This is a genomic window from Chachezhania antarctica, assembly GCF_003646465.1.
GTDB classification, from domain to species: Bacteria; Pseudomonadota; Alphaproteobacteria; order Rhodobacterales; family Rhodobacteraceae; genus Chachezhania; species Chachezhania antarctica.
In genome coordinates, this window is the sequence record NZ_QZEX01000004.1 from 12658 (window position 1) to 33834 (window position 21177).

Annotated in this window: 21 protein-coding genes; 13 read left to right on the forward strand and 8 right to left on the reverse strand. The window is 65.7% G+C overall.

The features are described 5' to 3' along the window. Nucleotides 1-39 precede the first annotated feature (39 nt). Both D4754_RS09085 and D4754_RS09090 read right to left on the reverse strand, forming a co-directional pair. Nucleotides 40-225: a hypothetical protein gene (locus D4754_RS09085; protein ID WP_121062731.1), complete on the reverse strand. Its 186-nt coding sequence runs from the start codon at nt 223-225 to the stop codon at nt 40-42. 83 nt (nt 226-308) lie between these two features. Further along, nucleotides 309-1418, reverse strand: coding sequence for a pyridoxal phosphate-dependent aminotransferase (locus tag D4754_RS09090; RefSeq protein WP_121062732.1), 1110 nt, complete (start codon nt 1416-1418; stop codon nt 309-311). 271 nt (nt 1419-1689) lie between these two features. Here D4754_RS09090 and D4754_RS09095 point away from each other — a divergent pair, with 271 nt between their 5' ends. Continuing rightward, nucleotides 1690-2472, forward strand: coding sequence for a crotonase/enoyl-CoA hydratase family protein (locus D4754_RS09095; RefSeq protein ID WP_121062733.1), 783 nt, complete (start codon nt 1690-1692; stop codon nt 2470-2472). A gap of 128 nt (nt 2473-2600) precedes the next feature. On the opposite strand, the gene D4754_RS09100 is transcribed toward D4754_RS09095, so the two are convergent. From D4754_RS09100 to D4754_RS09110, 3 genes are all read right to left on the reverse strand, one after another. Next, entirely contained in the window at nt 2601-5750 is a 3150-nt protein-coding gene (locus D4754_RS09100; protein WP_121062734.1) for a valine--tRNA ligase, read from the reverse strand. Between the two features lie 108 nt (nt 5751-5858). After that, a complete protein-coding gene (locus D4754_RS09105) occupies nt 5859-6590 on the reverse strand; it encodes a dienelactone hydrolase family protein (RefSeq protein ID WP_121062735.1) in 732 nt (243 codons plus the stop codon). A 167-nt stretch (nt 6591-6757) separates the two neighbouring features. Beyond that, nucleotides 6758-7189 carry an Lrp/AsnC family transcriptional regulator gene (locus D4754_RS09110; protein WP_121062736.1) on the reverse strand — a complete coding sequence of 144 codons (432 nt, stop codon included), beginning with the start codon at nt 7187-7189 and terminating at the stop codon, nt 6758-6760. Nucleotides 7190-7310: 121 nt separating this feature from the next. On the opposite strand from D4754_RS09110, the gene D4754_RS09115 reads away from it, so the two are divergent. From D4754_RS09115 to D4754_RS09165, 11 genes are all read left to right on the forward strand, one after another. Next, on the forward strand, nt 7311-8468 hold the full coding sequence (locus D4754_RS09115) for a type III PLP-dependent enzyme (RefSeq protein WP_121062737.1): 1158 nt from the start codon (nt 7311-7313) through the stop codon (nt 8466-8468). A gap of 68 nt (nt 8469-8536) precedes the next feature. Beyond that, nucleotides 8537-10837: a xanthine dehydrogenase family protein molybdopterin-binding subunit gene (locus D4754_RS09120; RefSeq protein WP_121062738.1), complete on the forward strand. Its 2301-nt coding sequence runs from the start codon at nt 8537-8539 to the stop codon at nt 10835-10837. A gap of 76 nt (nt 10838-10913) precedes the next feature. Then, on the forward strand, nt 10914-11957 hold the full coding sequence (locus D4754_RS09125) for a DUF2235 domain-containing protein (RefSeq protein ID WP_121063363.1): 1044 nt from the start codon (nt 10914-10916) through the stop codon (nt 11955-11957). Nucleotides 11958-12179: 222 nt separating this feature from the next. Further along, nucleotides 12180-13118, forward strand: coding sequence for an aspartate carbamoyltransferase catalytic subunit (locus tag D4754_RS09130; protein ID WP_121062739.1), 939 nt, complete (start codon nt 12180-12182; stop codon nt 13116-13118). Then, nucleotides 13115-13660, forward strand: a complete 546-nt coding sequence (locus D4754_RS09135) for a hypothetical protein (protein ID WP_121062740.1) — start codon at nt 13115-13117, stop codon at nt 13658-13660. The genes D4754_RS09130 and D4754_RS09135 overlap by 4 nt, the downstream gene beginning before the upstream one ends. 59 nt (nt 13661-13719) lie before the next feature. Next, nucleotides 13720-14112 carry a hypothetical protein gene (locus tag D4754_RS09140; RefSeq protein ID WP_240453815.1) on the forward strand — a complete coding sequence of 131 codons (393 nt, stop codon included), beginning with the start codon at nt 13720-13722 and terminating at the stop codon, nt 14110-14112. Continuing rightward, nucleotides 14109-15404, forward strand: a complete 1296-nt coding sequence (gene pyrC / locus D4754_RS09145; RefSeq protein WP_205589611.1) for a dihydroorotase — start codon at nt 14109-14111, stop codon at nt 15402-15404. Before D4754_RS09140 ends, pyrC begins: the two co-directional genes overlap by 4 nt. Continuing rightward, the gene (gene plsY, locus D4754_RS09150) at nt 15401-16012 is read left to right on the forward strand and encodes a glycerol-3-phosphate 1-O-acyltransferase PlsY (RefSeq protein ID WP_240453816.1); all 612 of its coding nucleotides are present in this window, start codon (nt 15401-15403) and stop codon (nt 16010-16012) included. Before pyrC ends, plsY begins: the two co-directional genes overlap by 4 nt. A gap of 138 nt (nt 16013-16150) precedes the next feature. Continuing rightward, on the forward strand, nt 16151-16528 hold the full coding sequence (locus D4754_RS09155; protein WP_240453817.1) for a DUF805 domain-containing protein: 378 nt from the start codon (nt 16151-16153) through the stop codon (nt 16526-16528). A 129-nt stretch (nt 16529-16657) separates the two neighbouring features. Further along, entirely contained in the window at nt 16658-16855 is a 198-nt protein-coding gene (locus tag D4754_RS09160; RefSeq protein ID WP_121062742.1) for a hypothetical protein, read from the forward strand. A 150-nt stretch (nt 16856-17005) separates the two neighbouring features. Continuing rightward, entirely contained in the window at nt 17006-17335 is a 330-nt protein-coding gene (locus D4754_RS09165; RefSeq protein WP_163025862.1) for an MliC family protein, read from the forward strand. A gap of 67 nt (nt 17336-17402) precedes the next feature. On the opposite strand, the gene D4754_RS09170 is transcribed toward D4754_RS09165, so the two are convergent. The 3 genes from D4754_RS09170 to D4754_RS09180 form a co-directional block, all read right to left on the reverse strand. After that, entirely contained in the window at nt 17403-18773 is a 1371-nt protein-coding gene (locus D4754_RS09170) for a glutamate--cysteine ligase (protein WP_121062744.1), read from the reverse strand. Between the two features lie 99 nt (nt 18774-18872). Next, the gene (locus D4754_RS09175; RefSeq protein WP_121062747.1) at nt 18873-19412 is read right to left on the reverse strand and encodes a hypothetical protein; all 540 of its coding nucleotides are present in this window, start codon (nt 19410-19412) and stop codon (nt 18873-18875) included. Then, a complete protein-coding gene (locus D4754_RS09180) occupies nt 19409-20131 on the reverse strand; it encodes a 16S rRNA (uracil(1498)-N(3))-methyltransferase (protein WP_121062749.1) in 723 nt (240 codons plus the stop codon). The genes D4754_RS09175 and D4754_RS09180 overlap by 4 nt, the downstream gene beginning before the upstream one ends. 11 nt (nt 20132-20142) lie before the next feature. On the opposite strand from D4754_RS09180, the gene ubiA reads away from it, so the two are divergent. Continuing rightward, nucleotides 20143-21123, forward strand: coding sequence for a 4-hydroxybenzoate octaprenyltransferase (gene ubiA / locus D4754_RS09185; protein ID WP_121062751.1), 981 nt, complete (start codon nt 20143-20145; stop codon nt 21121-21123). Nucleotides 21124-21177 lie beyond the last annotated feature (54 nt).

The following is a 21177-nucleotide window of genomic DNA, read 5'->3' on the forward strand; positions in this document are numbered from 1 at the left end:
GCGCCCCCTTGCGCCGCAGGCCCGCATGACGCGAAAAGGCTAAGCCCGACGCTCCCACCAGGTCAGTGCAAGGTAGAGCAAAGCCGCCAGCGCCACCGGCATGGCCAGGCCATGGTTGAACCACAGCACGGCGAGGCCGAGAAACAGGTTCACGCCCAGCATGATCAGCGCGGGGACGGTGTAATCCGGCGCTGTCGCGCGGTCGGTTCGAGGATCGTATCGCATGCACCAATTGGTGCACCCGCGCGGGCGCCCTGGCAAGTTAACGGTTCATAAATCATGATTCAGCGTTAACGCGCGTCGCGGCCTCATCCGCCCCGCGCTTGGGCCAAGGCGGCGGGCAGGTGGCTTTCCAGCAGGTCCAGATCGGCCTTGGTGCCGCAGCTGATGCGGATGCAGCGGTCCTGCGGCGCGACGAAGGGCATGCGCACGAAGATGCCACGGGAGACGAGCGAGGTCAGCACGCCCCGGGCCAGTTGTCCGTCGCCGCCGCAATCCACGGTGACGAAATTGGTGGCCGAGGGCAGGGGCGTGAGGCCGTTGGCGCTGGCGATCTCGGCAATACCGGTGCGGGAGGCGTCGATCTCCGACAGCACATGGGCCAGCCATTGACTGTCTTCCAACGCGGCCAGTGCGCCGATCTGGGCCGCGCGGTTCATGCCGAAATGGTTGCGGACCTTGTTGAAGGCCAGGATCAGATCTGGCGCGGCGATGGCATAGCCCACCCGCGCGCCGGCCATGCCGTAGGCCTTCGAAAAGGTGCGAAAACGGATCACCCGCGGATCGTCGGCAGACAACTCGACCGTCGCTTCTGCCGGGGCGCATTCGCCGTAGGCCTCGTCCAGTACAAGCAGGCTGTTTTCTGGCAGATCGTCGAGCGCGGCCACGATGTCGGTGCCCTTCGTCCAGGATCCCATCGGATTGTCGGGATTGGCGAGGTAGACCAGCTTGGCCTGCACCTCGGCGGCCAACGCAAAAAGCGCGGCGGCGTCTTCGCAATCGTCGCGATAGGGCACGAAGTGAAGCACGCCGCCGAAGCCCGCGACGTGGTAGTTGAAGGTCGGGTAGGCGCCATCGGACGTCACCACCGCGTCGCCGGGCGAGACAAGGAGCCTGACGATGTAGCCCAGCAACCCGTCGATCCCTTCGCCGACCATGATGTGATCGGGCGTCACGCCGTGATGGGCGGCCAGTGCATGGCGGAGATCGTAACTTTCAGGATCGCCGTACATCCAGATGCCTTCGGAGGCCTTCGTCATCGCCTGGATGGCGCGGGGCGAGGGGCCGAAGACGTTCTCGTTCGCGCCGATCCGGGCTAGGAACGGCGTACCGTGCTGACGCTCCTGCGCTTCGGGGCCGACGAAGGGCACCGTGGCGGGCAGCGACATCGCAAGGGAGGTGAGGTAAGGGCCTGACATGACGGCGATCTAAGCCAATCTGCGGGCTTTGGGCAAGAGATCCGATGCGGTCTGACGCATCAGGGGCTTGCGCCGCGCTGCGCGCGTCGCCGGGGCGAGGTTTTGCGCCGCGTGGACGCGTCGCCCGAGGGCGGGGGGCGCTGCCCCCCGCACCCCCCGCAGGGGGGTACCCCCCCGGGGGCCCGTGACGGAACGGAATGCGTCGGATGGCTGGTCAAAGACATGTGCGCGGGGGCAATATACGGGCAGCTCATTTCCGGGAGGATCCGCCATGGCCCGCGTTTCGGTCACCTACGAAAACCATATCGCCCATGTTACCCTGACCCGCGGCGACAAGATGAATGCGCTCGACCGCGAGATGTTCGATGCCATCGTCGAAGCCGGACAGGACGTAGCTGCCTCGGACGCGCGGGTCTGCGTGCTGTCGGGCGAGGGCAAGGCGTTTTGCGCGGGGTTGGATCTGGCAAGCTTCGCCGCGTCCGGCGACGGCGATCCTACGGCGCGGCTGATGGAACGGGCCTTCGGCGATACCAACCGGGCGCAGGAAGTGGCCATGGTCTGGCGGCGTGTTTCCGTCCCGGTCATCGCGGCCGTGCATGGCGTGGCCTATGGGGGCGGCCTGCAACTGGCACTGGGCGCCGACGTCCGGATCGCGGCCCCGGGAACCAAGTTCGCGATCATGGAGATGAAATGGGGCCTGGTGCCGGACATGGGCGGCATGGCGCTGCTGCCGCAGCTCATGCGGTCGGACGTCCTGCGTTTGCTGACCTACACGGCCCGGCCTGTCGAGGCCGAGCAGGCCCTGACCTGGGGCCTTGTGACCGAGATCGCCGATGACCCGCTGGCCGCCGCCATGGCTATAGCCGAAGATATCGCGCAGCGCAGCCCCAAGGCGATTCGCGCGGCCAAACGGCTGATCGATGTCTCCGAAAGCGAAGGCCGGACCGAGGTCCTGATGGCGGAATCCGAAGAACAGGCGAAGCTGATCGGCAAGGCCGAGCAGATGGAAGTCGTCATGGCCCAGATGCAGAAACGCGCGCCGGTCTTCGACTGACGCGCGCGGGGGCAAGGAAAGGGGCTGCGCTAGCGTCGCGCCCCGGCTTCATTGGTCTCCAAATACCTCGGGGGAGGCGCCCGAAGGGCGACGGGGGCAGAGCCCCCATCACTGTCCACCAATAGTCATCAGGCCAGCTCTGACAGCCGCGCCAGCGCCTCTTTCAGCTGCGCTTCTTCGCTTTCCCGTGCCGCAAGGTTGGCGCGGGTTTCCTCGACCACCTCGTCCGGCGCGCTTTCGGCGAATTTCGGGTTGTTGAGACGCCCGCGCAGGCCGCCCAGTTCCTTCCCCAGCTTCTGCAGCGTCTTTTCCAGCCGCGCCTTTTCCTCGGCCACGTCGATGATGTCGGCCAGCGGCAGCCCGAAGGTCGCGCCGCCTGCGGGGATCGTGATCGTGCCCTTGGGGAAGCTGTCGACCTCGGCCAGCCCTTCGACACGGGCAAGGCGCAGGATCAGTGTCTCGTTCCCGGCCCAGGCGGCGCGGGCGGCATCGTCCATGCCGGTGGCCATCATCGGCACATGCAGACCGGCGGGGACGTGCATCTGCTGGCGAGCGGAGCGGATATCCTCGATCAGGGAGATCACCCAGGTCATCTCGCGATCCGCGTCGGCGTCGGCCAGGTCCGACGTGTAGGTCGGCCAGTCGGCGTGGATCAGCATCTTGGAACGCTCGCCCGTGGCGCCCCACAGCTCTTCGGTGATGAAGGGCATGATGGGGTGCAGCAGGATCAGGCACTGATCCAGAACCCAGCGCATGCACGCACGGGTTTCGGCCTGGGCTGCCGCGTCGTCGCCCGACAGCAAGGGCTTGGCGAACTCCACGTACCAGTCGCAGACCTTGCCCCAGACGAAGCCATAGAGCGCGCCGGCCGCATCGTTGAAGCGGAAATCGTCCATCGCGGCATCGACCACCTCGCGCACGCGGGCGGTTTCGCCGATGATCCACTTGTTGACCGTATGCTCGGGCTTCAGATCCGCCACTGCCAGGACCGGGACATCCGGGCCGAAGACCTCGTTCATCTCTGCAAAGCGCACGGCGTTCCAGAGCTTCGTGCCGAAGTTTCGGTAGCCGGCGATCCGCTGCATGTCCAGCTTCAGAACGCCGCCCAGGGCCGCCATCGCGGCAGACGAGAATCGCAGCGCATCGGCGCCGTATTCGTCGATCACCTCCAGCGGATCGACGACATTGCCGACGCTCTTTGACATCTTCTTGCCCTTGGCGTCGCGCACAAGGCCATGCAGGTAGACGGTATCGAACGGCACCTGATCCACGACGGCCAGTTGCATCATCATCATCCGCGCGACCCAGAAGAACAGGATGTCCTGCCCGGTGACCAGCGTCGAGGTCGGGAAGTACTTCGCCAGTTCCGGCGTCTCTTCCGGCCAGCCCAGCGTCCCGATGGGCCAGAGCCCGGAGGAGAACCACGTATCCAGCACGTCCGCATCCCGCCAGACGGGGTAAACCAGGTGCGTCGGGTCCTGCGTGACCTCGTATTCGGCAAGGCTGGCCGCGATCGTGTGGAGCGCCGTCTCGCGGTCCTCGACCTCGATCAGGCGGGCGTGGTTCAGCGGCGTGGGCAGCGTGGCCAGAACATCATCGAACTGCGGCCCTACGCTTTCGAAATCGTGGCCGCAATGCAGATGCTCGCCCCCCTTGCGCTGGCTTTGCAGCGACAGGAGCCGGCCCATTTCGACCGGATCCAGCGCGCCATCGCCCTCGTCGTCGCGGAAGCCTTCGCCCGACAGGTCGAACCCGTACCAGACGGGAATCCGATGGCCCCACCACAGCTGGCGCGAGATGCACCACGGCTCGATATTTTCCAGCCAGTGGTAATAGGTCTTTTCGCCCGATTCCGGCAGGATCTTCGTGCGGCCCGACCGGACAGCGTCCAGCGCGGGGCCCACGATCTTTTCGGCGTCGACGAACCACTGATCGGTCAGCATCGGCTCGATCACGACCTTGGAGCGGTCGCCGAAGGGCTGCATGATCGGCTTGCCTTCGACCAGCGGGATCACGTCGTCCGCGCCTTCGCTGCCGGGTTTCACGGCGAAGCGGCCAAGGCGGGGATCGTCGGCGGTGGTCAGGACGGCCAGGCCATCGGCCGTGATCTCCTCGACAACGCGGGTCCGCGCCTCGTCACGGTCCAGACCGCGGAGGTGATCGGGGACGAGGTTCAGCGAGTCGACCTCGGCTTCCGTGAACGCAGCGCCATTGGCGATCTCCTGCGCGCGGGTGGCGGCTTCGGCATAAGGCACGCCGTCATCGCGCATGGTGGCCTTGGTGTCCATCAGCCGGTACATCGGGATGTTGTTGCGCGCGGCGACGGCATAGTCGTTGAAATCGTGCGCGCCGGTGATCTTCACCGCGCCCGAGCCGAAGGCGGGATCGGGGTATTCATCGGTGATGATCGGGATCAGGCGGCGGTGTTCCTGCGGGCCCACCGGGATCTCGCACAGCTTGCCGACGATGGGGGCATAGCGTTCGTCAGACGGGTGAACGGCCACCGCCCCGTCGCCCAGCATGGTTTCAGGCCGCGTGGTGGCAATGGAGATATAGTCGCGCTCTTCTTCCAGCACGACGTTGCCGTCCTCGTCCTTCTCGACGTAGGTGTACGTCTCGCCACCGGCCAGCGGGTACTTGAAGTGCCACATGTGGCCCGGCGTCTCGACATTCTCGACCTCGAGATCCGAGATCGCGGTTTCGAAATGCGGGTCCCAGTTCACCAGCCGCTTGCCGCGGTAGATCAGCCCCTTTTCGAACATGTCGACAAAGACCTTGATCACGGCGTCATGGAAGTTCGGGCCGTTGCCCTTTTCCGGATCGCCCGCCGCGCCGCCCATGGTGAAGGCCTCGCGCGACCAGTCGAGCGAGGCGCCGATGCTTTTCAGCTGGCCGATGATGTTGCCGCGGGAATTGACCTTCTGCTCCCACACCAGATCGATGAAATCCTCGCGGCTCATGTCGGTGCGGCGGCGGTTGGTCTTGGCCAGTTCGCGTTCCACGACCATCTGCGTCGCGATGCCTGCGTGGTCGGTGCCGGGCTGCCACAGCGTGTCGAAGCCGCGCATGCGGTGCCAGCGGATCAGGATGTCCTGCAGCGTGTTGTTGAACGCGTGGCCCATGTGAAGGGACCCGGTTACGTTCGGCGGCGGGATCATGATCGTGTAGGTGTCACTGCGCGAAGCATTGGCGCCGGCCTTGAAGGCGCCGCTTTTCTCCCACGCCTCGTAGATGCGCGGTTCGGCTTCGCTTGCGTCGAATGTCTTGTCCATCGCCATCGGTCTGATCCCTTTCGGTTCCGGGATCGTCTAGCCAAGGCAGCGGCGAAGGAAAAGACCTGATCCTGTGGATCATGGGTTTGACGGGGGAATCCGCGCGTCGGGGCGTCAGGTCAGGCCGAACCGGGTGCGGAAGTAGTCTTCCATCCGCTGGTAGGCGTCACCGTTGAAATGCGCGGTCAGCAGGGCGTGTCCGTTGCCGGGATAGGCTTCCGTCTCGAGCCCCGGGCCGAACGCCTCGGCCAGGGTCGAGACATGTTCGGGCCTGCAGATCTTGTCGCCCGCATAGCGCATGGCAAGGCCGGGGCCCTTCGCATCCATCGCGGCACGGGTGGCCGTGATCTCGTCCGGGCTCATGTGGGGCGGGCTGGCATGGCGAAGGGGCAGGGACGGCTGGCTGGCCACGCCGCCTGCCACCGCGTCTTCGGCCATCAGCGGCAGGGCGAAGCTGCCGGTCAGGCACATGCCGATCGCGCCGACCCGTGCGCCGCCTTCGCGGTCCGAGATGTCGGCCACCAGCGCACGCAGCCAGTTGGCGACGGGGCTTTGCCTGCCGCGGGCATAGACGTTGAATTCCCGCCGGATGCACAGCAGCCGGACAAGGTTCCGCACCATCGTCTTCTTGCCGAAGGTCCCGAAGAGATGCGGCAGGTACACGGTGAACCCGGCGGCGTTCAGGCGCGCGGCGAGCGCCAGGGTCTCCGGCCCGATGCCCGGAAGCTCCTGCATGATCAGGATCGGCGGACCGGAGCCCGCGACATGCACGTCATGCGTCACCGTCCGCCCGTCTTCCAGCGGTCCGGTGAAGGGGAAGGAGAATTCGGCGGTCCAGTCGGTCATGGGTTGACGCTAGCGCGGGACGCCGCGCTGGGCGAAGCGTTTTTCGTGGGGCGTGCACGGGGCATCGGGGTGGTGCGTGGGAACCACGCACCCTACGCCAAGGTTGCCGCAACAATGATCACCTACCGACGGTGGGTAAGGTGCGTGGCTCCCACGCACCGCAACGTTCACCCCCGGTCGATCTTAGTCGACAGGTGGATCAGGCTTTCCGACGACCGCACGCCGTTGGAATCGCCGATTCGGTCCAGCAGCGCGTCCAGATCCCCCGGCGAGGGCGCGGCCACCTGCACCAGCAGATCGAACCGGCCCGAGGTCGTGTAGGCGCGCTCCACCCCCGGAAGGACCTTCAGCCGGTCGAGCACCGCCGGCCCTCGCCGCGGCTCCACCGCCACCAGTACCGTGGCGCGCAGCATGGGCTCCGTCCCCGGCCCCTGCTTCAGCGTATAGCCCGCGATGGCGCCGCTGGTTTCCAGACGTGTCAGCCGGGCCTGCACCGTGGTGCGAGCCAGCTGCAGCCGGTGCGCCAGCGCTGTGACGGGCATCCGGGCGTTTTCGCGTAGGAGATCGACCAGCCTTCGGTCGGTTTCGTCTAATTGCATGGTAGCCTCGTCATTCAGCGCAGAATTAACGGCAATACGGTCACAATGCTACGGGAATCCAACATCGGACTGTCGGATGCTGGAGGCAGACATAACCTCAAAGCACCGGGACACCTTTTAAATGCGCCATTCTCCTGCATGGTCAACGCCAGAAGCCCACCTTCTCCGCACCCGCCCGGACCGCGCGCAGCTTTATATTGCGCCCGCTGTCCTGCAGGCGACGGCAAGGCGCTTCCATGCGGGGTTTCCCGGTCTCGTGACCTATGCCGTAAAGGCCAATGCAAGGGACGAAGTGCTGACCAACCTTGTCGCCGCCGGGCTCGATACATTCGATGTCGCGTCCGTGGACGAGATGCAGATGATCCGCCGGGTCTGCCCTGGCGCGGTGCTGCACTACAACAACCCGATCCGCTCGAAGGCCGAGATCGCGGAGGCCATCCGCCTCGGCGCCTATTCGTGGTCGGTCGATGACATGGCGCAGCTGGACAAGCTGGCGGAGGTTCCTGCCGAGTGCGAAATCTCCGTCCGCTTCGCGCTGCCGGTGAGGGGCGCCGTCTACGACTTCGGCAAGAAATTCGGCGCGACGCCCGATGCGGCGGTCGAGCTTCTTAAAGCCGTGGCCGCGAGCGGTCGCGTTCCGGCGTTGTGCTTCCATCCCGGCACCCAGTGCACCGATCCCGAAGCGTGGACGGCCTACATCACCGAGGCTGCCCGCATTGCCGACCGCGCCGGCGTGACCATTGCCCGTCTGAACGTGGGCGGCGGGTTCCCGTCGTCGCGCGACGGGGACGATAGCGGCGGTGACGCTGGCACCTGCCCGCCGCTTGAAGCGATCTTCGACGCCATAGCCCGTGCCACGAAAACCGCCTTCGGCGACAACGCCCCGGCGCTTCTGTGCGAACCGGGCCGCGCCATGGTGGCCGAGGCGTTCACGTTGGTGGCGCGCATCAAGGCGCTGAAACATGAGGGCGGCACCGTCTTCCTGAACGACGGGATATATGGCGGCCTGTCCGAATGCCGCGACCTGGGCCTGTCGGGCCGCGTTCGGGTTGTGTCGCCCGAAGGCCAAGTGCGCCGCGCCACCCGCACCCCCCGCGTGGTTTTCGGGCCGACCTGCGACAGCCTTGACCGGCTGCCCGACGGTCTGCCCCTGCCGGCCGATGCGGCCGAGGACGACTACGTGATGTTTGGCGCAATGGGTGCCTATTCCATTGCCATCGGCACCCGGTTCAACGGCTACGGACTGGACGATGTCGTCACAGTTCAGCAACTGACCTGACGCCCGGCTGGACTCCTGTTCCGTCCCTTGTAGTGTCTGCCCAAGCAAATGTCTTGGAGGGCAAAGCCATGGAAAAGTTCGGGAAGAGCCAGCCGATCAAGCGGGTCGAAGATGTCAGGTTCCTGACGGGGCACGGACGCTACATCGATGATGTCGCGCCGGAAGGTTCGCTTTACGGCTATGTGCTGCGCAGCCCCGTCGCGCATGCCGTTCTGAACGGCGTCGATGCGTCGGACGCGGCGGATGCCGATGGCGTGCATCTGGTGGTAACCGCGGCCGATCTGGATGCAGCCGGCATCACGAACGAGATGGAAGGCGCCCTGATGCCCAACCGCGACGGGTCGATGGGCGTGAAGACAACACGCCCGATTCTGTCGACGTCGAAGCTGCGCCATGTGGGCGAACCGATCGCCATGATCTTCGCTGACACGCTGGAACAGGCCCGCGACGCGGCCGAACTGATCGAGATCGAGTACGACGAACTTCCCGCCAAGATGGACATCGGGCCGGGCGGCGAGACGATCCATGAGGAAGCCCCCGACAACCTCGCACTCGACTTCGGTGTCGGGGACGAGGCCGCGACGGAAGAGGCCTTTGCCAAGGCCGCCAAGACGGTGAAGCTGGAAGTGGGCGACAACCGGGTCATCGTGAACTCGATGGAGCCCCGCGGCTGCGTGGCCGACTGGGACGGCGAACGCCTGCATTTCGCCTATGGCGGGCAGGGTGTCTGGGGCGTGAAGGAGGAGCTTTCCAAGGCGCTGAGCCTCGACGCCGAAAAGATCCATGCCACCACGCCCGATGTCGGCGGCGGCTTTGGCATGAAGGCCCCGGCCTACCCCGAATACATGGTCTGCGCCCATGCCTCGCGCGTGCTGGACCGGCCAGTGCGCTGGATGTCCGACCGGACCGAGGCGATGCTGAGCGACCATGCCGGCCGCGATCTTGTCTCGGTGGCGGAATTCGCCTTCGACGAGACCAACAAGATCACCGCCTACCGGGTGAACACACGGTCGAACCTCGGCGCCTACAACTCGAACTTCGGGCAGGCGATCCAGAGCTTCCTGTTCGCCCGCGTGCTGATGGGCACCTATGACGTCCAGACCGTCTGGATGAACTCCAAGGCCTATTACACCAACACCACGCAGGTTGACGCGTACCGCGGTGCCGGGCGACCCGAGGCGATCTACGTGCTGGAACGCCTGATGGACCGCGCCGCGCGCGAACTGGGCGTCGATCCGCTGGAACTGCGCCGCAGGAATTTCATCAAGCCTGAGGCATTCCCCTACATGTCGGTGACGGGTGAAAACTACGACGTCGGCGATTTCGACAAGGTGCTGAGCCGTGCCGAGCGCGAGGCCGACCTCGCGGGCTTCGACGCGCGTCGGGCGGCGGATCTGGAACAGGGACGTCTGCGCGGTGTTGGTATCTGTTACTATATCGAAAGCATTCTGGGCGATCCTTCCGAAGGCGCGAAGGTGGAGTTCTGCGAGGATGGAACGGTGAAGATCTATGTCGGCACGCAGTCGAACGGGCAGGGGCACGAAACCGTGTTCGCGCAGTTCCTGTCGGACCAGACCGGCATTCCTTCCGACCGGATCTTCGTCATCCAGGGTGACAGCGACATGATCGCCAAGGGCGGCGGCACGGGCGGCTCCCGCTCCGTCACCACGCAGACGAACGCGACGCTGACCACGGTGTCGAAGATGATAGAGGCGTTCACGCCCTACCTTGCCGACAAGATGGGTGTCGATCCGGCCGATGTGTCCTTCGACGACGAAGCGTTCCGCGCGCCGGGATCAAACCTGACGCCCTCGTTCCTCGATGCCGCCGAAATGGCCCGCGCCGACGGGCGGGAGGACCTGCTGGTTCACGAAGGCCGCGGCGAACTGCCGGGCCGGTCCTACCCGAACGGCGCGCATATCGCCGAAGCCGTGATCGACCCGGATACCGGCAAGGTGACGATCGACCGGTACATGGTGGTCGACGATTTCGGCAACCTCATCAACCCGATGCTGGCCGAAGGCCAGGTGCATGGCGGCGTGGCGCAGGGCATCGGCCAGGCGATCAACGAACTGACCGCCTTCGACGAAGACGGGCAACTTCTGACCGCGACCTTCATGGATTACGGCATGCCGCGGGCGACGGATGTTCCGATGATCGGCTTCGTCCCCGAACCGGTGCCGTCGACGGCCAACATCATGGGCATGAAAGGCTGCGGCGAAGCCGGGACGGTGGGTGCGCTGGCCGCGGTGGCCAACGCGGTGCAGGATGCGCTGTGGGATCAGGGCGTGCGCCAGGCAGACATGCCGTTCACGCCGATGAAAGTCTGGGAACTTTTGAAAGATGCCGGACAACGAACCGCCGCATAAGCGCAGCGCCTGGCGGCGGCGGCTGCAGGGCGTCTCGCTCGGCACCGCGCGGTCGCTGGGGCGCGCCCTTGCACGGATGGTCGGCGGGCCCACCCGCCGGCGTTACTCGCCCACAAGCTACACCCGCGGCCCAAAGGCCCATGTCATCATCCTCGACGGGACCATGTCCTCGCTGGAGGAGGGGTTCGAAACCCATGTCGGCACCACCTACCGGCTGCTGCAGGAGATGGGCAGCCAGGTGTCGGTGTTCTACGAGGCGGGGATCCAGTGGCGGTCCTGGCGCAATGTCGGCGATGTCGTCACAGGGCGCGGCATCAACCGGCAGATCCGGCGGGCCTATGGCTACCTCGCCTCGCGCTACCGTCCGGGGGACCGGATCTACCTGATCGGCTATTCGCGCGGCGCCTATGCCGTCCGCTCGCTGGCGGGCGTGATCGACATGGTGGGCCTTCTGAAGGCCGAGCACGCGACCGTCAGCAACATCCGCACGATCTACCGCTACTACCAGTCCAACCCCGACAGCGACGCGGCGCGGGATTTTGTCCGGCTCTACTGCCACACCAAGACCCCGATCGAGATGGTGGGGGTCTGGGACACTGTGAAGGCGCTGGGCCTGCGATTGCCGATCCTGTGGCGGTTCTCGGAAGCGGAGCACGCCTTTCACAACCACGAACTGGGCCCGTCGATCCGCAACGGGTTCCACGCGCTGGCCCTGAACGAAAACCGCGCGGTCTACGATCCGATTCTGTGGAAATCGCAGGACGGTTGGACGGGCCGGGTCGAACAGATGTGGTTCCGCGGCACCCACGGCGATGTCGGCGGCCAGCTGGGCGGATTCGAAGCCGCGCGCCCGCTGGCCAACATCCCGCTGGTCTGGATGCTTGACCGGGCCGAAGGCGCGGGGCTGCCGCTGCCCCACGGCTGGCGGGCGCGGTTTTATACCGATGTCACGGCCCCTTCCATCGGCACGTGGCGCGGATGGGGAAAGATCTTCCTTCTCAGGCACCGCCGCAAGGTCGGGCGCGATCCGACCGAACAGATCCATTCCAGCGTGAAGGAAGGCCCGTTCCGGCGCAGCCTGTCGGACCTGTTGCAGATGGGATCGCGCAAGGCGCACTGACACCGCGCGCCGGCTGCATCGCGCCGCCGACGGGACGAGGCCGCGAAAGACTACGCTGACAGGTATGGGCGGGCCAGCGGCCCGGCGCAGCGACCTCGAGGCCAAACCGGCCTGTCGCCGCACCCGCCCGGCCTCCCCTTTACGGCCCGCACACCCGTTCCTATAACCCAACCGAACCCATCCAAACGCGCCGGGGACGTCCCGGACGGTCAGGACCCGCGCATGAGCTTCCCCCATCGGCACCTCCTGGGCATCGAACAGCTCACGCCCCCCCAGATCGTGACGCTTCTGGACCTCGCCGATTCCTATGTCGGCCTGTCGCGCGGAAAGGGTGAACATTCGACGATCCTCGCCGGGCTCACCCAGATCAACATGTTCTTCGAAAACTCCACCCGCACGCAGGCCAGCTTCGAACTGGCGGGCAAGCGGCTGGGGGCCGACGTGATGAACATGGCGATGCAGGCGTCGTCGATCAAAAAAGGCGAGACGCTGATCGACACCGCGCTCACGCTCAACGCCATGCACCCCGACCTGCTGGTCGTCCGCCACCCCCATTCCGGCGCCGTGTCGCTTCTGGCGCAGAAGGTAAACTGCGCCGTCCTGAACGCGGGCGACGGGCGGCACGAACATCCCACGCAGGCGCTGCTGGATGCGCTGACGATCCGCCGTGCCAAGGGACGGCTTCATCGCCTTGTCATCGCGATCTGCGGCGACATCGCCCATTCGCGGGTCGCGCGGTCGAACATCCTTTTGCTGGGCAAGATGGAAAACCGCATCCGCCTTGTCGGTCCGCCCACGCTCATGCCCGCGGGCATCGAAGAGTTCGGGGTCGAGGTCTACGACGACATGCGCGAAGGTCTGAAGGACGCCGATGTCGTCATGATGCTGCGCCTTCAGAAGGAACGCATGGACGGCGGCTTCATCCCGTCGGAACGCGAATATTTCCACCGCTACGGGCTGGATGCCGAAAAGCTGGCGCTGGCCAAGCCCGACGCGATCGTCATGCATCCCGGGCCGATGAACCGCGGGGTGGAGATCGACGGCACCATCGCCGATGACATCAACCGGTCGGTCATCCAGGACCAGGTCGAAATGGGCGTGGCCGTGCGCATGGCCGCGATGGATCTGCTGGCCCGCAACCTGGGGGCCCAGGCCGCATGACCGACACCATCGACATTCCCGCCCGCGAACATGGGCTGATCCGGCTCTTCTCTCTCGACATGCCGCCCGAGCGGGTGAAGTTCCTGTCCGAACCCGGCGCCACGGCGCAGGTGCTGGGCGTGGAGGAGCTAGACCACGCGCAGGTGGATATCTTCAAGGTCGAGGACATGGAGGATATCGGCCTCACCGGTTACCTTGTCGAGGGTCTGGGCGTGCCGCGCCAGCAGGTCGCGGCCGAGACCGAAACGCTCGACGCCGTTCAGGGCTGGGTCATGGCCGTCCGCTCGCGCGCGTTTGCCGAAAAGGCAGTGACGCTGACGCTGGATCCGGACGTGAAACCCATTGCCACTTTCGCGGAAGCCCATGTCGAAAAGACCGGCGCCGCGCCGGTTTCGGAAAGCGCCGAGCCATACTCCGCCCCGCAACCCGACCGCGTGCGCCGGGCGCAACGGGCGAAGAAGCGGCAGGCGGGGATCGTGATCTTGATCGTGTCGCTGGGGCTGCTGGCGGCGCTGGCCTCGCTCGCGGTGCATTTCCTGTGACCGGGATGGACACCAGCCGGACGCAGCCGGAGGCGGACAGAGCGAACACGCCTGCGGGCGTGCGCTTCGCGCCGGACCGGTCGACATATCTTCGGGCGCAGGCGTGGCTGGCCGCGCTTGCCGTGGCGGGGGCGGTGGTCGTCCTGTGGGCCATGGACAGCCCCTATGTCTGGACCGGCGCCGTGGGCGCACTTGCGGCCATCGGGCTGCGGGGCTGGTTCCTTGGCCGGGACGAGATGAACACCGTCTGGGAACTGCAGGGCGACACGCTGACGGGGCCGGGGACCACGCGCATCCACCTCGACAACATCGAAACGATCAAGACGATGGGCCACATCGTCCAGATCGTCACCAAGGACGGCATGAAGCACCTGATCCGTTACCAGTCAGATCCGAAGGCGGTGATCGAGCGCCTCTCCGCGGCCCATCGCAGCATAAGGGGCGTGGCATGATTCGCATCGTCTTCGCCAACGCCACGCTGATTGACCCCGAGGCCGGGCCGGACGCCGGGAACGGCGCGCGCGGCCACCTTATCGTCTCGGACGGCAAGATCGACGCGATCCTGACGAGCGGCGAAGCACCCGCCAGTGACGGGACGGTCGTGGACTGCAAGGGCAAGATGCTCGCCCCCGGCCTGATCGACATCGGCGTGAAGGTGGGCGAGCCGGGCGAGCGGCACAAGGAAAGCTACAAGTCCGCAGGCCTTGCCGCCGCGGCGGGCGGGGTGACCACGATGGTCACGCGGCCCGATACGGAGCCGGTGATCGACAACCCCGAAACTCTGGAATTCGTCACCCGCCGCGCACAAGCGGAAACGCCCGTTCGCGTGCTGCCCATGGCCGCGCTGACCAAGGGCCGGCAGGGGCGCGAGATGACCGAGATCGGCTTCCTCATGGATGCCGGCGCCGTGGCCTTCACGGATTGCGCTCGCGTGGTGACCGACACCAAGGTCTTCTCCCGCGCGCTGACCTATGCGCGGTCGCTGGGCGCGCTGGTGATCGGGCATCCGCAGGACCCGGCCCTTTCTGCCGGCGCCGTCGTGACCTCGGGCAAGTTCGCGTCGCTGCGCGGTCTGCCCGCCGTGTCGCCGATGGCCGAGCGCATGGGGCTCGACCGCGATATCGCCGTGGTGGAGATGACGGGCGCGCGCTACCACGCCGACCAGATCACCACCGCGCGCGCCCTGCCGGCGCTGGAGCGTGCCAAGGCCAACGGGTTCGACGTGACGGCCGGTATTTCCGTTCACCACCTGACGCTGAACGAATTCGACATCGCCGACTACCGCACCTTCTTCAAGCTCACTCCGCCCCTGCGCAGCGAAGACGACCGTGTCGCGATGATCGAGGCGGTAGGCTCGGGGCTGATCGACATCGTCTGTTCGATGCATTCGCCGCAGGACGAGGAAAGCAAGCGCCTCCCGTTCGAGGAAGCGGCCAGCGGCGCCGTCGGCCTTGAAACGCTGCTGCCCGCCGCCCTGCGCCTGTATCACGGCGGTCACCTGACGCTGGCGCAGCTGTTCCGTGCGCTGTCGCTCAAACCCGCGCAAAGACTGGGCCTTCCCGGCGGAAGACTGGGCAAAGGTGCGCCGGCGGATCTGGTTCTGTTCGATCCGAACATTCCCTTCGTGATGGACCGCTATACGCTGAAGTCCAAATCGCTGAATACTCCGTTCGACGAACAACGCATGGAAGGCCGCGTGCTGGGCACCTGGGTCGGCGGCAAAGAGGTTTATCGCACATCATGATGGTCCCTCCTTTCGACGGCACGCCCGGCACGCTCGCCCTTTGGGCGCTTCTGGGTTACGGCTTGGGCTCGATCCCTTTCGGCTTGCTGCTGAGCGGGATCATGGGGCTGGGCGACCTGCGGTCGATCGGGTCGGGCAATATCGGTGCCACCAACGTGCTCCGGACGGGCAACCGCTGGGCCGCGGCCCTGACGCTTATGCTGGACGCCGGCAAGGGCGCCGCGGCCGTCCTGCTGGCCGCGCATCTGGCGGGGGAGGCCGCGGCGCAGGTCGCTGCACTGGCGGCGATGCTTGGCCATTGCTTCCCCGTCTGGCTGCGCTTCAAGGGTGGCAAGGGCGTGGCGACGTTCCTGGGACTGTGGCTGGCGCTGGCCTGGCCCGTGGGCGTGGCCTGCTGTGCCACGTGGATCCTGGTGGCGGTCACGACGCGGGTCTCCTCGATGGCCGCGTTGGCTGCGGTGGCAAGCGCGCTGATCTGGGCGCCTTTGCTGGGCTATCCCGAATTGCTCAGTCTGGGCGCGCTGCTGGCGGCGCTGGTGTTCTGGCGCCACCGCGAGAACATCGCGCGACTGCGCAACGGCACCGAACCGCGGATCGGCGGATCCTGACGGCGAGCGCCGCAACCCGGCCATTTCATTCTGCGCATCGGCCATGGTCGCATGCAATGGTATGCATGTGGCCTTTTCTCCCCTAACCTGCCTCTCGGGCGCTCCGACAGCGGAGCATGGACAGGAGGGACACGACCCATGATGAGCTTTCCCGATGCCGTGAAAGAAACATTCTCACGCTATTTCGATTTCCAGGGCCGGTCGCGTCGATCCGCGTTCTGGTGGACCATCCTGTTCGTGATGATCGTCAGCGGAATCCTGACGACGATCGACACGGCGGTTCTGGGATATTCCATGGACGCAGGCTTCCTGCCGCTGTCGAACCTGTTCGGACTGGTGATGCTCATCCCGATGCTGGCGCTTTACATCCGTCGTCTGCATGACATCGACCGGACGGGCTGGTGGCTGCTGATCGGGCTGATCCCGCTGATCGGGTTCATCGTGCTGATCGTGTTCTGGGCCAAGCCCGGCACGGCGGGAGAGAACCGTTTCGGTCGCGATCCTTCGGAGCGCTGAACAGGACCGCGCGTTCAGAAGCCTTGTGAGACTGCAACGGCGCGCATATCTTTGTCGTGTGCGGCGCGCCCGGATCGGGCCCTGCGCACGACTCATCGAAGTCATCGTCCTGAAGCCTATCAGGCAACCTTGATCTTCCTGAGGATCGATCCGCCCGGCATGTCGCCGAGCGGTAATTCAATCTGTGAGGTCATGATGGGAAAAGGCAACAACAAGCGCGGAAACAAGGAAGCGAAGAAACCGAAGCAAGAGAAGGCAAAGCCCCTTGCGACGGCCAATTTCGGCGCGACGAAACCGATCTCGCTTGGCGAGAAGAAGGGCAAGTAACCCGACCCGCGGGCGAGCGTGACCCGCTTGCCCGCGATTTACGCGGTTGCTTTCGCGTATTCCTGCATGGCCAAAGTGGACAGGTCAGGGGCGGCCCTGTATTCGGGAAACACAAGTCAGCAAGGGAGCGGAACGATGAACAGATTTGGATTGGCAGCCTTGGTAATGGTGGCGTCGGCAGCGCCGGGCCTTGCGGAAACGAGCCTGTCTCTCGAGCTGGATCTGGGCGCGGACAGCAGCGTGACCTCGGTCGCCTACAAGTGCGACACGCTTGGCGACGTGCAGGTCCAGTACATCAACGCCGATGCCAACAGCCTTGCGCTGATCCCGATTGACGGCGAACAGCTGATCTTCGTCAACGTGATCTCCGGGTCGGGTGCGCGCTATGTTTCGGGCGTGTACGAATGGTGGTCAAAGGGTGACGGTGCCCGGCTGACCAACCAGACGGACGAAGCGAACGCGCAGGACTGCACGTCCTAGGACCGACACAGCCGGTATCGCGACCCGGCGGGCATGACCGCGGGCGCAAAGATGCGCCCGGGCCCTGTCAGTAGCTGTAGTCGCTGTAGACGCGGGTCAGATCGCCGTTCCATTCGCCGTGGTACTGGGTCAGCATCTCGTCGGCCTGAACCTGACCTGCCTCGATGCTTTCCTTCAGCGTATCCAGGAAATGGGTCTCGTCCGGGATCAGGCCGCCGGCTCCGGTGCGCGCGCGGGCCTTCAGCCCGGCTTCCGACAGGGCCACCGTTTCGCGTGCCAGATCGTGCAGGGACAGGCTGCCAACCTTGGCCTGAAGACCTTCCTTCCCGGCGGCCACGCGCAGCGCGTCGCGGGTTTCGGCATCCCAGTCCTTGACCAGATCCCACGCGCCATCCAGCGCGGTCTGGTCGTACATCAGCCCGACCCAGTAGGCCGGCAAGGCACACAGGCGTCGCCACGGGCCGCCATCGGCGCCGCGGGTTTCGATGAACTTCTTCAGGCGGGCTTCCGGGAAGATCGTCGTCAGGTGATCGGCCCAATCCGACAGGGTCGGCGTCTCGCCCGGAAGCGCGGGCAGCTTGCCGTCCATGAAATCACGGAACGACTGGCCCAGCGCGTCGATATACTTGCCATCGCGGTAGACGAAATACATCGGCACATCGAGCGCGTAGTCCACCCATGCGTCGAACCCGAACCCGTCGTCGAAGACGAAAGGCAGCATGCCCGTCCGGTCGTCATCCAGATTGCGCCAGACCCACGACCGCCAGCTCTTGTACCCGTTGGGCTTGCCTTCAAAAAAGGGCGAGGACGCGAAGAGAGCGGTCGCCACCGGCTGCAATGCCAGTGCCACGCGCATCTTCTGAACCATGTCGGGCTCGGACCCGAAATCGAGGTTTACCTGCACGGTGCAGGTCCGCCGCATCATGATCCGGCCGGCTGTGCCGACCTTCTGCATGTAGGCGTCCATCAGCTTGTAACGGCCCTTGGGCATCAAAGGCATGTCTTCGTGCATCCAGTCGGGCGAGGCGCCCAGCCCGATGAAACCCACGCCGATCTTGTCCGAGATGTCCTTCACCTGGGCCAGGTGACTGTTCACCTCGTCACATGTCTCGTGAATCGTTTCCAGTGGTGCGCCCGAAAGCTCCAGCTGCCCGCCCGGCTCAAGCGAGATATTGGCGCCACCCTTGGTCAACCCGATCAGGTTGCCGCCTTCGATCAACGGGTCCCAGCCATGGGCGTCGCGCAGACCTTCCAGCACCGCCAGGATCGACCGGTCGCCGGCATAGGGCAGGGGCTTCAGGGAATCGCGGCAATAGCCGAACTTTTCGTGTTCGGTTCCGATACGCCAGTCGGACTTCGGCTTGCAGCCCGCTTCCAGGTATTCGGCCAGCTGGGCCCGGCTTTCGATCGGGCCGCCGCCGGATTGGGGAATGGACATCGCTTCACCTTCCGAAGTCGCTACGGCGTCATGGGTGACCCCACGGGCAGATGGTGTCAAGCGCGGAACCGACGGCAGATTTGCACAGGCTCCGCGCGCTCAGTTCAGGCGCAGGCGGTCGACGGGTTCGCTTTCGCGGTCCCAGATGACGGTGGGAATCGCCCCCGGCTGGTCGATCCCGGCGCGCATTTCGGTCAGAAGGTAATTGGTCCGCAGCCCCGGCAGGGCGCTGAACACCTCGAACAGGTCATCGGCCCCTTCCGCGTTCACCGGAATGTGGAGCGCGGTGTCCTGCCTCTCGACCAGCACCCAGCAGGGCGGGTGCGAGGTGGGATCGAAGATCAGCCGCGCGATTTCACCCACCGCCACCGATCCGCCCGACAGGGGCCCGTAATAGGTGATCTCGCCCTCGTCGATGTCGACGACGCCCGGGCCGCCGCGCCCGGTATCGAAGCGCGCGCGCTGGACCCCGATCACCACAAGCGCGAAACCTGCCGCCATCACCAGCCACCCGGCCACGCCCAGAAGGTTGCCCACGCCCCAGCTCCACCAGGCACCAATGGCAATCGTGGCAAGACCGACCAGGGTCAGGCGCCAGCGTCGCAGCGTTTCCTGCGCTTCGGGTCGAATGAAGCTCATGTCCAGTCTCCCAGATGGCTTTGCCACAGCGTCAGCGCCGCCACCGCCGCCGTATCGGCGCGCAGGATTCGCGGCCCCAGCGCGATGGAATGGGCATAAGGCAAGGCCCGCAGTCGGTCGCGCTCGGCGAGGGAAAAGCCGCCTTCGGGGCCGATCAGGATCGCCCAGCCCTGCCCGTCGGGTTCGGGCAGGGACAGGCCGTCGCCCGCCGCGCCTTCGTCACAGAACAGGAGCCTGCGGTCCTCGGGCCAGTCGGCGAGCATACGGTCAAGCCGCTTCAGGTCGGCCACTTCGGGCACATAGGTGGCGCCGCATTGTTCAGCCGCCTCCAGCGCATGGGTCTGAAGCCGGTCCTGACGAATGCGTTCGGAATTCGTGCGATCCGTCGCCACCGGCTGGATCCGCGCCGCGCCCATTTCGACCGACTTCTCCACGATGAAATCGGTGCGCGCCTTCTTTACCGGGGCAAACAGAAGCCACAGATCGGGGGGCATCGTATGGGGGCGGGTCTGCTCGATACATGATAGCGTGCCGCCGCGCTTGCCGGCTTCGGCAACCTCGACCCGCCATTCGCCATCGCTGCCATTGAACACCGCCAGTTCCGCCCCGACACCAAGACGCATCACCGCGAACAGGTAATGCGCCTGCGGCTGGGACACGGGAACCGATTGCCCCGGTGCCAGCGCGTGATCTACAAACAATCTGATCAATCCACTCATGAGTATTACATATGTCCGCTTCCGGCTCGAAACCAGCCGATCCCGCACCGCAAGCGCCCGGAATTGCAGATGCCGTCGACGGCAACTGGGTCGACCGCTACGCGCCTGCGGCCACGCGCCCCTACCTGCGCCTGTCCCGCGCCGACCGGCCCATCGGAACATGGCTTTTGCTGCTGCCCTGCTGGTGGGGCCTTGCGCTGGCCATGCTGGCGGGCGGCGATCCGCGCTGGGGCGATCTGTGGATCGCCGTGGGCTGCGGCATGGGCGCCTGGCTGATGCGCGGGGCGGGCTGCACGTGGAACGACATCACCGACCGCGGCATCGACGGATCCGTCGAACGCACGCGGCAGAGGCCGATTCCATCCGGTCAGGTGAGCGTAAAACAGGCCCTCGCCTGGGGAATCGCGCAATCGCTTGTCGCCTTCGCGATCCTGCTGACCTTCAACCTGAACGCCATCCTGCTGGGTATCCTCGCGCTGCTGCCGGTCACGGTCTACCCTTTCGCCAAACGCTTCACGTGGTGGCCACAGGTTTTCCTGGGCCTTGCCTTCAACTGGGGTGCGCTTCTGGCATGGACCGCGCACAGCGGCTCGCTGGGCTGGCCCGCCGTTCTGCTTTACCTTGCCGGGATCGCATGGACGCTCTTCTATGACACGATCTACGCCCATCAGGACACCGAGGATGACGCGCTGATCGGCGTGAAATCCACCGCGCGACTTTTCGGCGCGGACACGCCCGACTGGCTGCTGAAGTTCCAGATTGCAACGGCCACGCTGATGACCGCCGCGATCACGCTCGCGCTGGTGCCGGGCGGGAACTATCTGGCCTACGCGATTGCCATTCTGGGCGTGCTGGCGATGGGCGCGCACCTGTCCCGGCAGCGCGCGCAGTTCGATCCCGACGACAATGCCCGCCTGCTGATCCTGTTCCGGTCGAACCGGAATGCCGGCCTGATTCCGCTCATTTTCCTCGCGGCAGCCATGGCTGTCTGATTGATCCCTCGGGAACGAGGGCGTAAAACCTCGTACCGATCGCAGGAAAGGGCC

Excerpts from the sequence above, each read along its gene's own strand:
- D4754_RS09085 (WP_121062731.1), bottom strand. The coding sequence starts at position 225 with ATGCGATACGATCCTCGAACCGACCGCGCGACAGCGCCGGATTACACC.
- D4754_RS09090 (WP_121062732.1), bottom strand. The coding sequence starts at position 1,418 with ATGTCAGGCCCTTACCTCACCTCCCTTGCGATGTCGCTGCCCGCCACG.
- D4754_RS09095 (WP_121062733.1), top strand. The coding sequence starts at position 1,690 with ATGGCCCGCGTTTCGGTCACCTACGAAAACCATATCGCCCATGTTACC.
- D4754_RS09100 (WP_121062734.1), bottom strand. The coding sequence starts at position 5,750 with ATGGCGATGGACAAGACATTCGACGCAAGCGAAGCCGAACCGCGCATC.
- D4754_RS09105 (WP_121062735.1), bottom strand. The coding sequence starts at position 6,590 with ATGACCGACTGGACCGCCGAATTCTCCTTCCCCTTCACCGGACCGCTG.
- D4754_RS09110 (WP_121062736.1), bottom strand. The coding sequence starts at position 7,189 with ATGCAATTAGACGAAACCGACCGAAGGCTGGTCGATCTCCTACGCGAA.
- D4754_RS09115 (WP_121062737.1), top strand. The coding sequence starts at position 7,311 with ATGCGCCATTCTCCTGCATGGTCAACGCCAGAAGCCCACCTTCTCCGC.
- D4754_RS09120 (WP_121062738.1), top strand. The coding sequence starts at position 8,537 with ATGGAAAAGTTCGGGAAGAGCCAGCCGATCAAGCGGGTCGAAGATGTC.
- D4754_RS09125 (WP_121063363.1), top strand. The coding sequence starts at position 10,914 with ATGGTCGGCGGGCCCACCCGCCGGCGTTACTCGCCCACAAGCTACACC.
- D4754_RS09130 (WP_121062739.1), top strand. The coding sequence starts at position 12,180 with ATGAGCTTCCCCCATCGGCACCTCCTGGGCATCGAACAGCTCACGCCC.
- D4754_RS09135 (WP_121062740.1), top strand. The coding sequence starts at position 13,115 with ATGACCGACACCATCGACATTCCCGCCCGCGAACATGGGCTGATCCGG.
- pyrC (WP_205589611.1), top strand. The coding sequence starts at position 14,109 with ATGATTCGCATCGTCTTCGCCAACGCCACGCTGATTGACCCCGAGGCC.
- plsY (WP_240453816.1), top strand. The coding sequence starts at position 15,401 with ATGATGGTCCCTCCTTTCGACGGCACGCCCGGCACGCTCGCCCTTTGG.
- D4754_RS09155 (WP_240453817.1), top strand. The coding sequence starts at position 16,151 with ATGATGAGCTTTCCCGATGCCGTGAAAGAAACATTCTCACGCTATTTC.
- D4754_RS09170 (WP_121062744.1), bottom strand. The coding sequence starts at position 18,773 with ATGTCCATTCCCCAATCCGGCGGCGGCCCGATCGAAAGCCGGGCCCAG.
- D4754_RS09175 (WP_121062747.1), bottom strand. The coding sequence starts at position 19,412 with ATGAGCTTCATTCGACCCGAAGCGCAGGAAACGCTGCGACGCTGGCGC.
- D4754_RS09180 (WP_121062749.1), bottom strand. The coding sequence starts at position 20,131 with ATGAGTGGATTGATCAGATTGTTTGTAGATCACGCGCTGGCACCGGGG.
- ubiA (WP_121062751.1), top strand. The coding sequence starts at position 20,143 with ATGTCCGCTTCCGGCTCGAAACCAGCCGATCCCGCACCGCAAGCGCCC.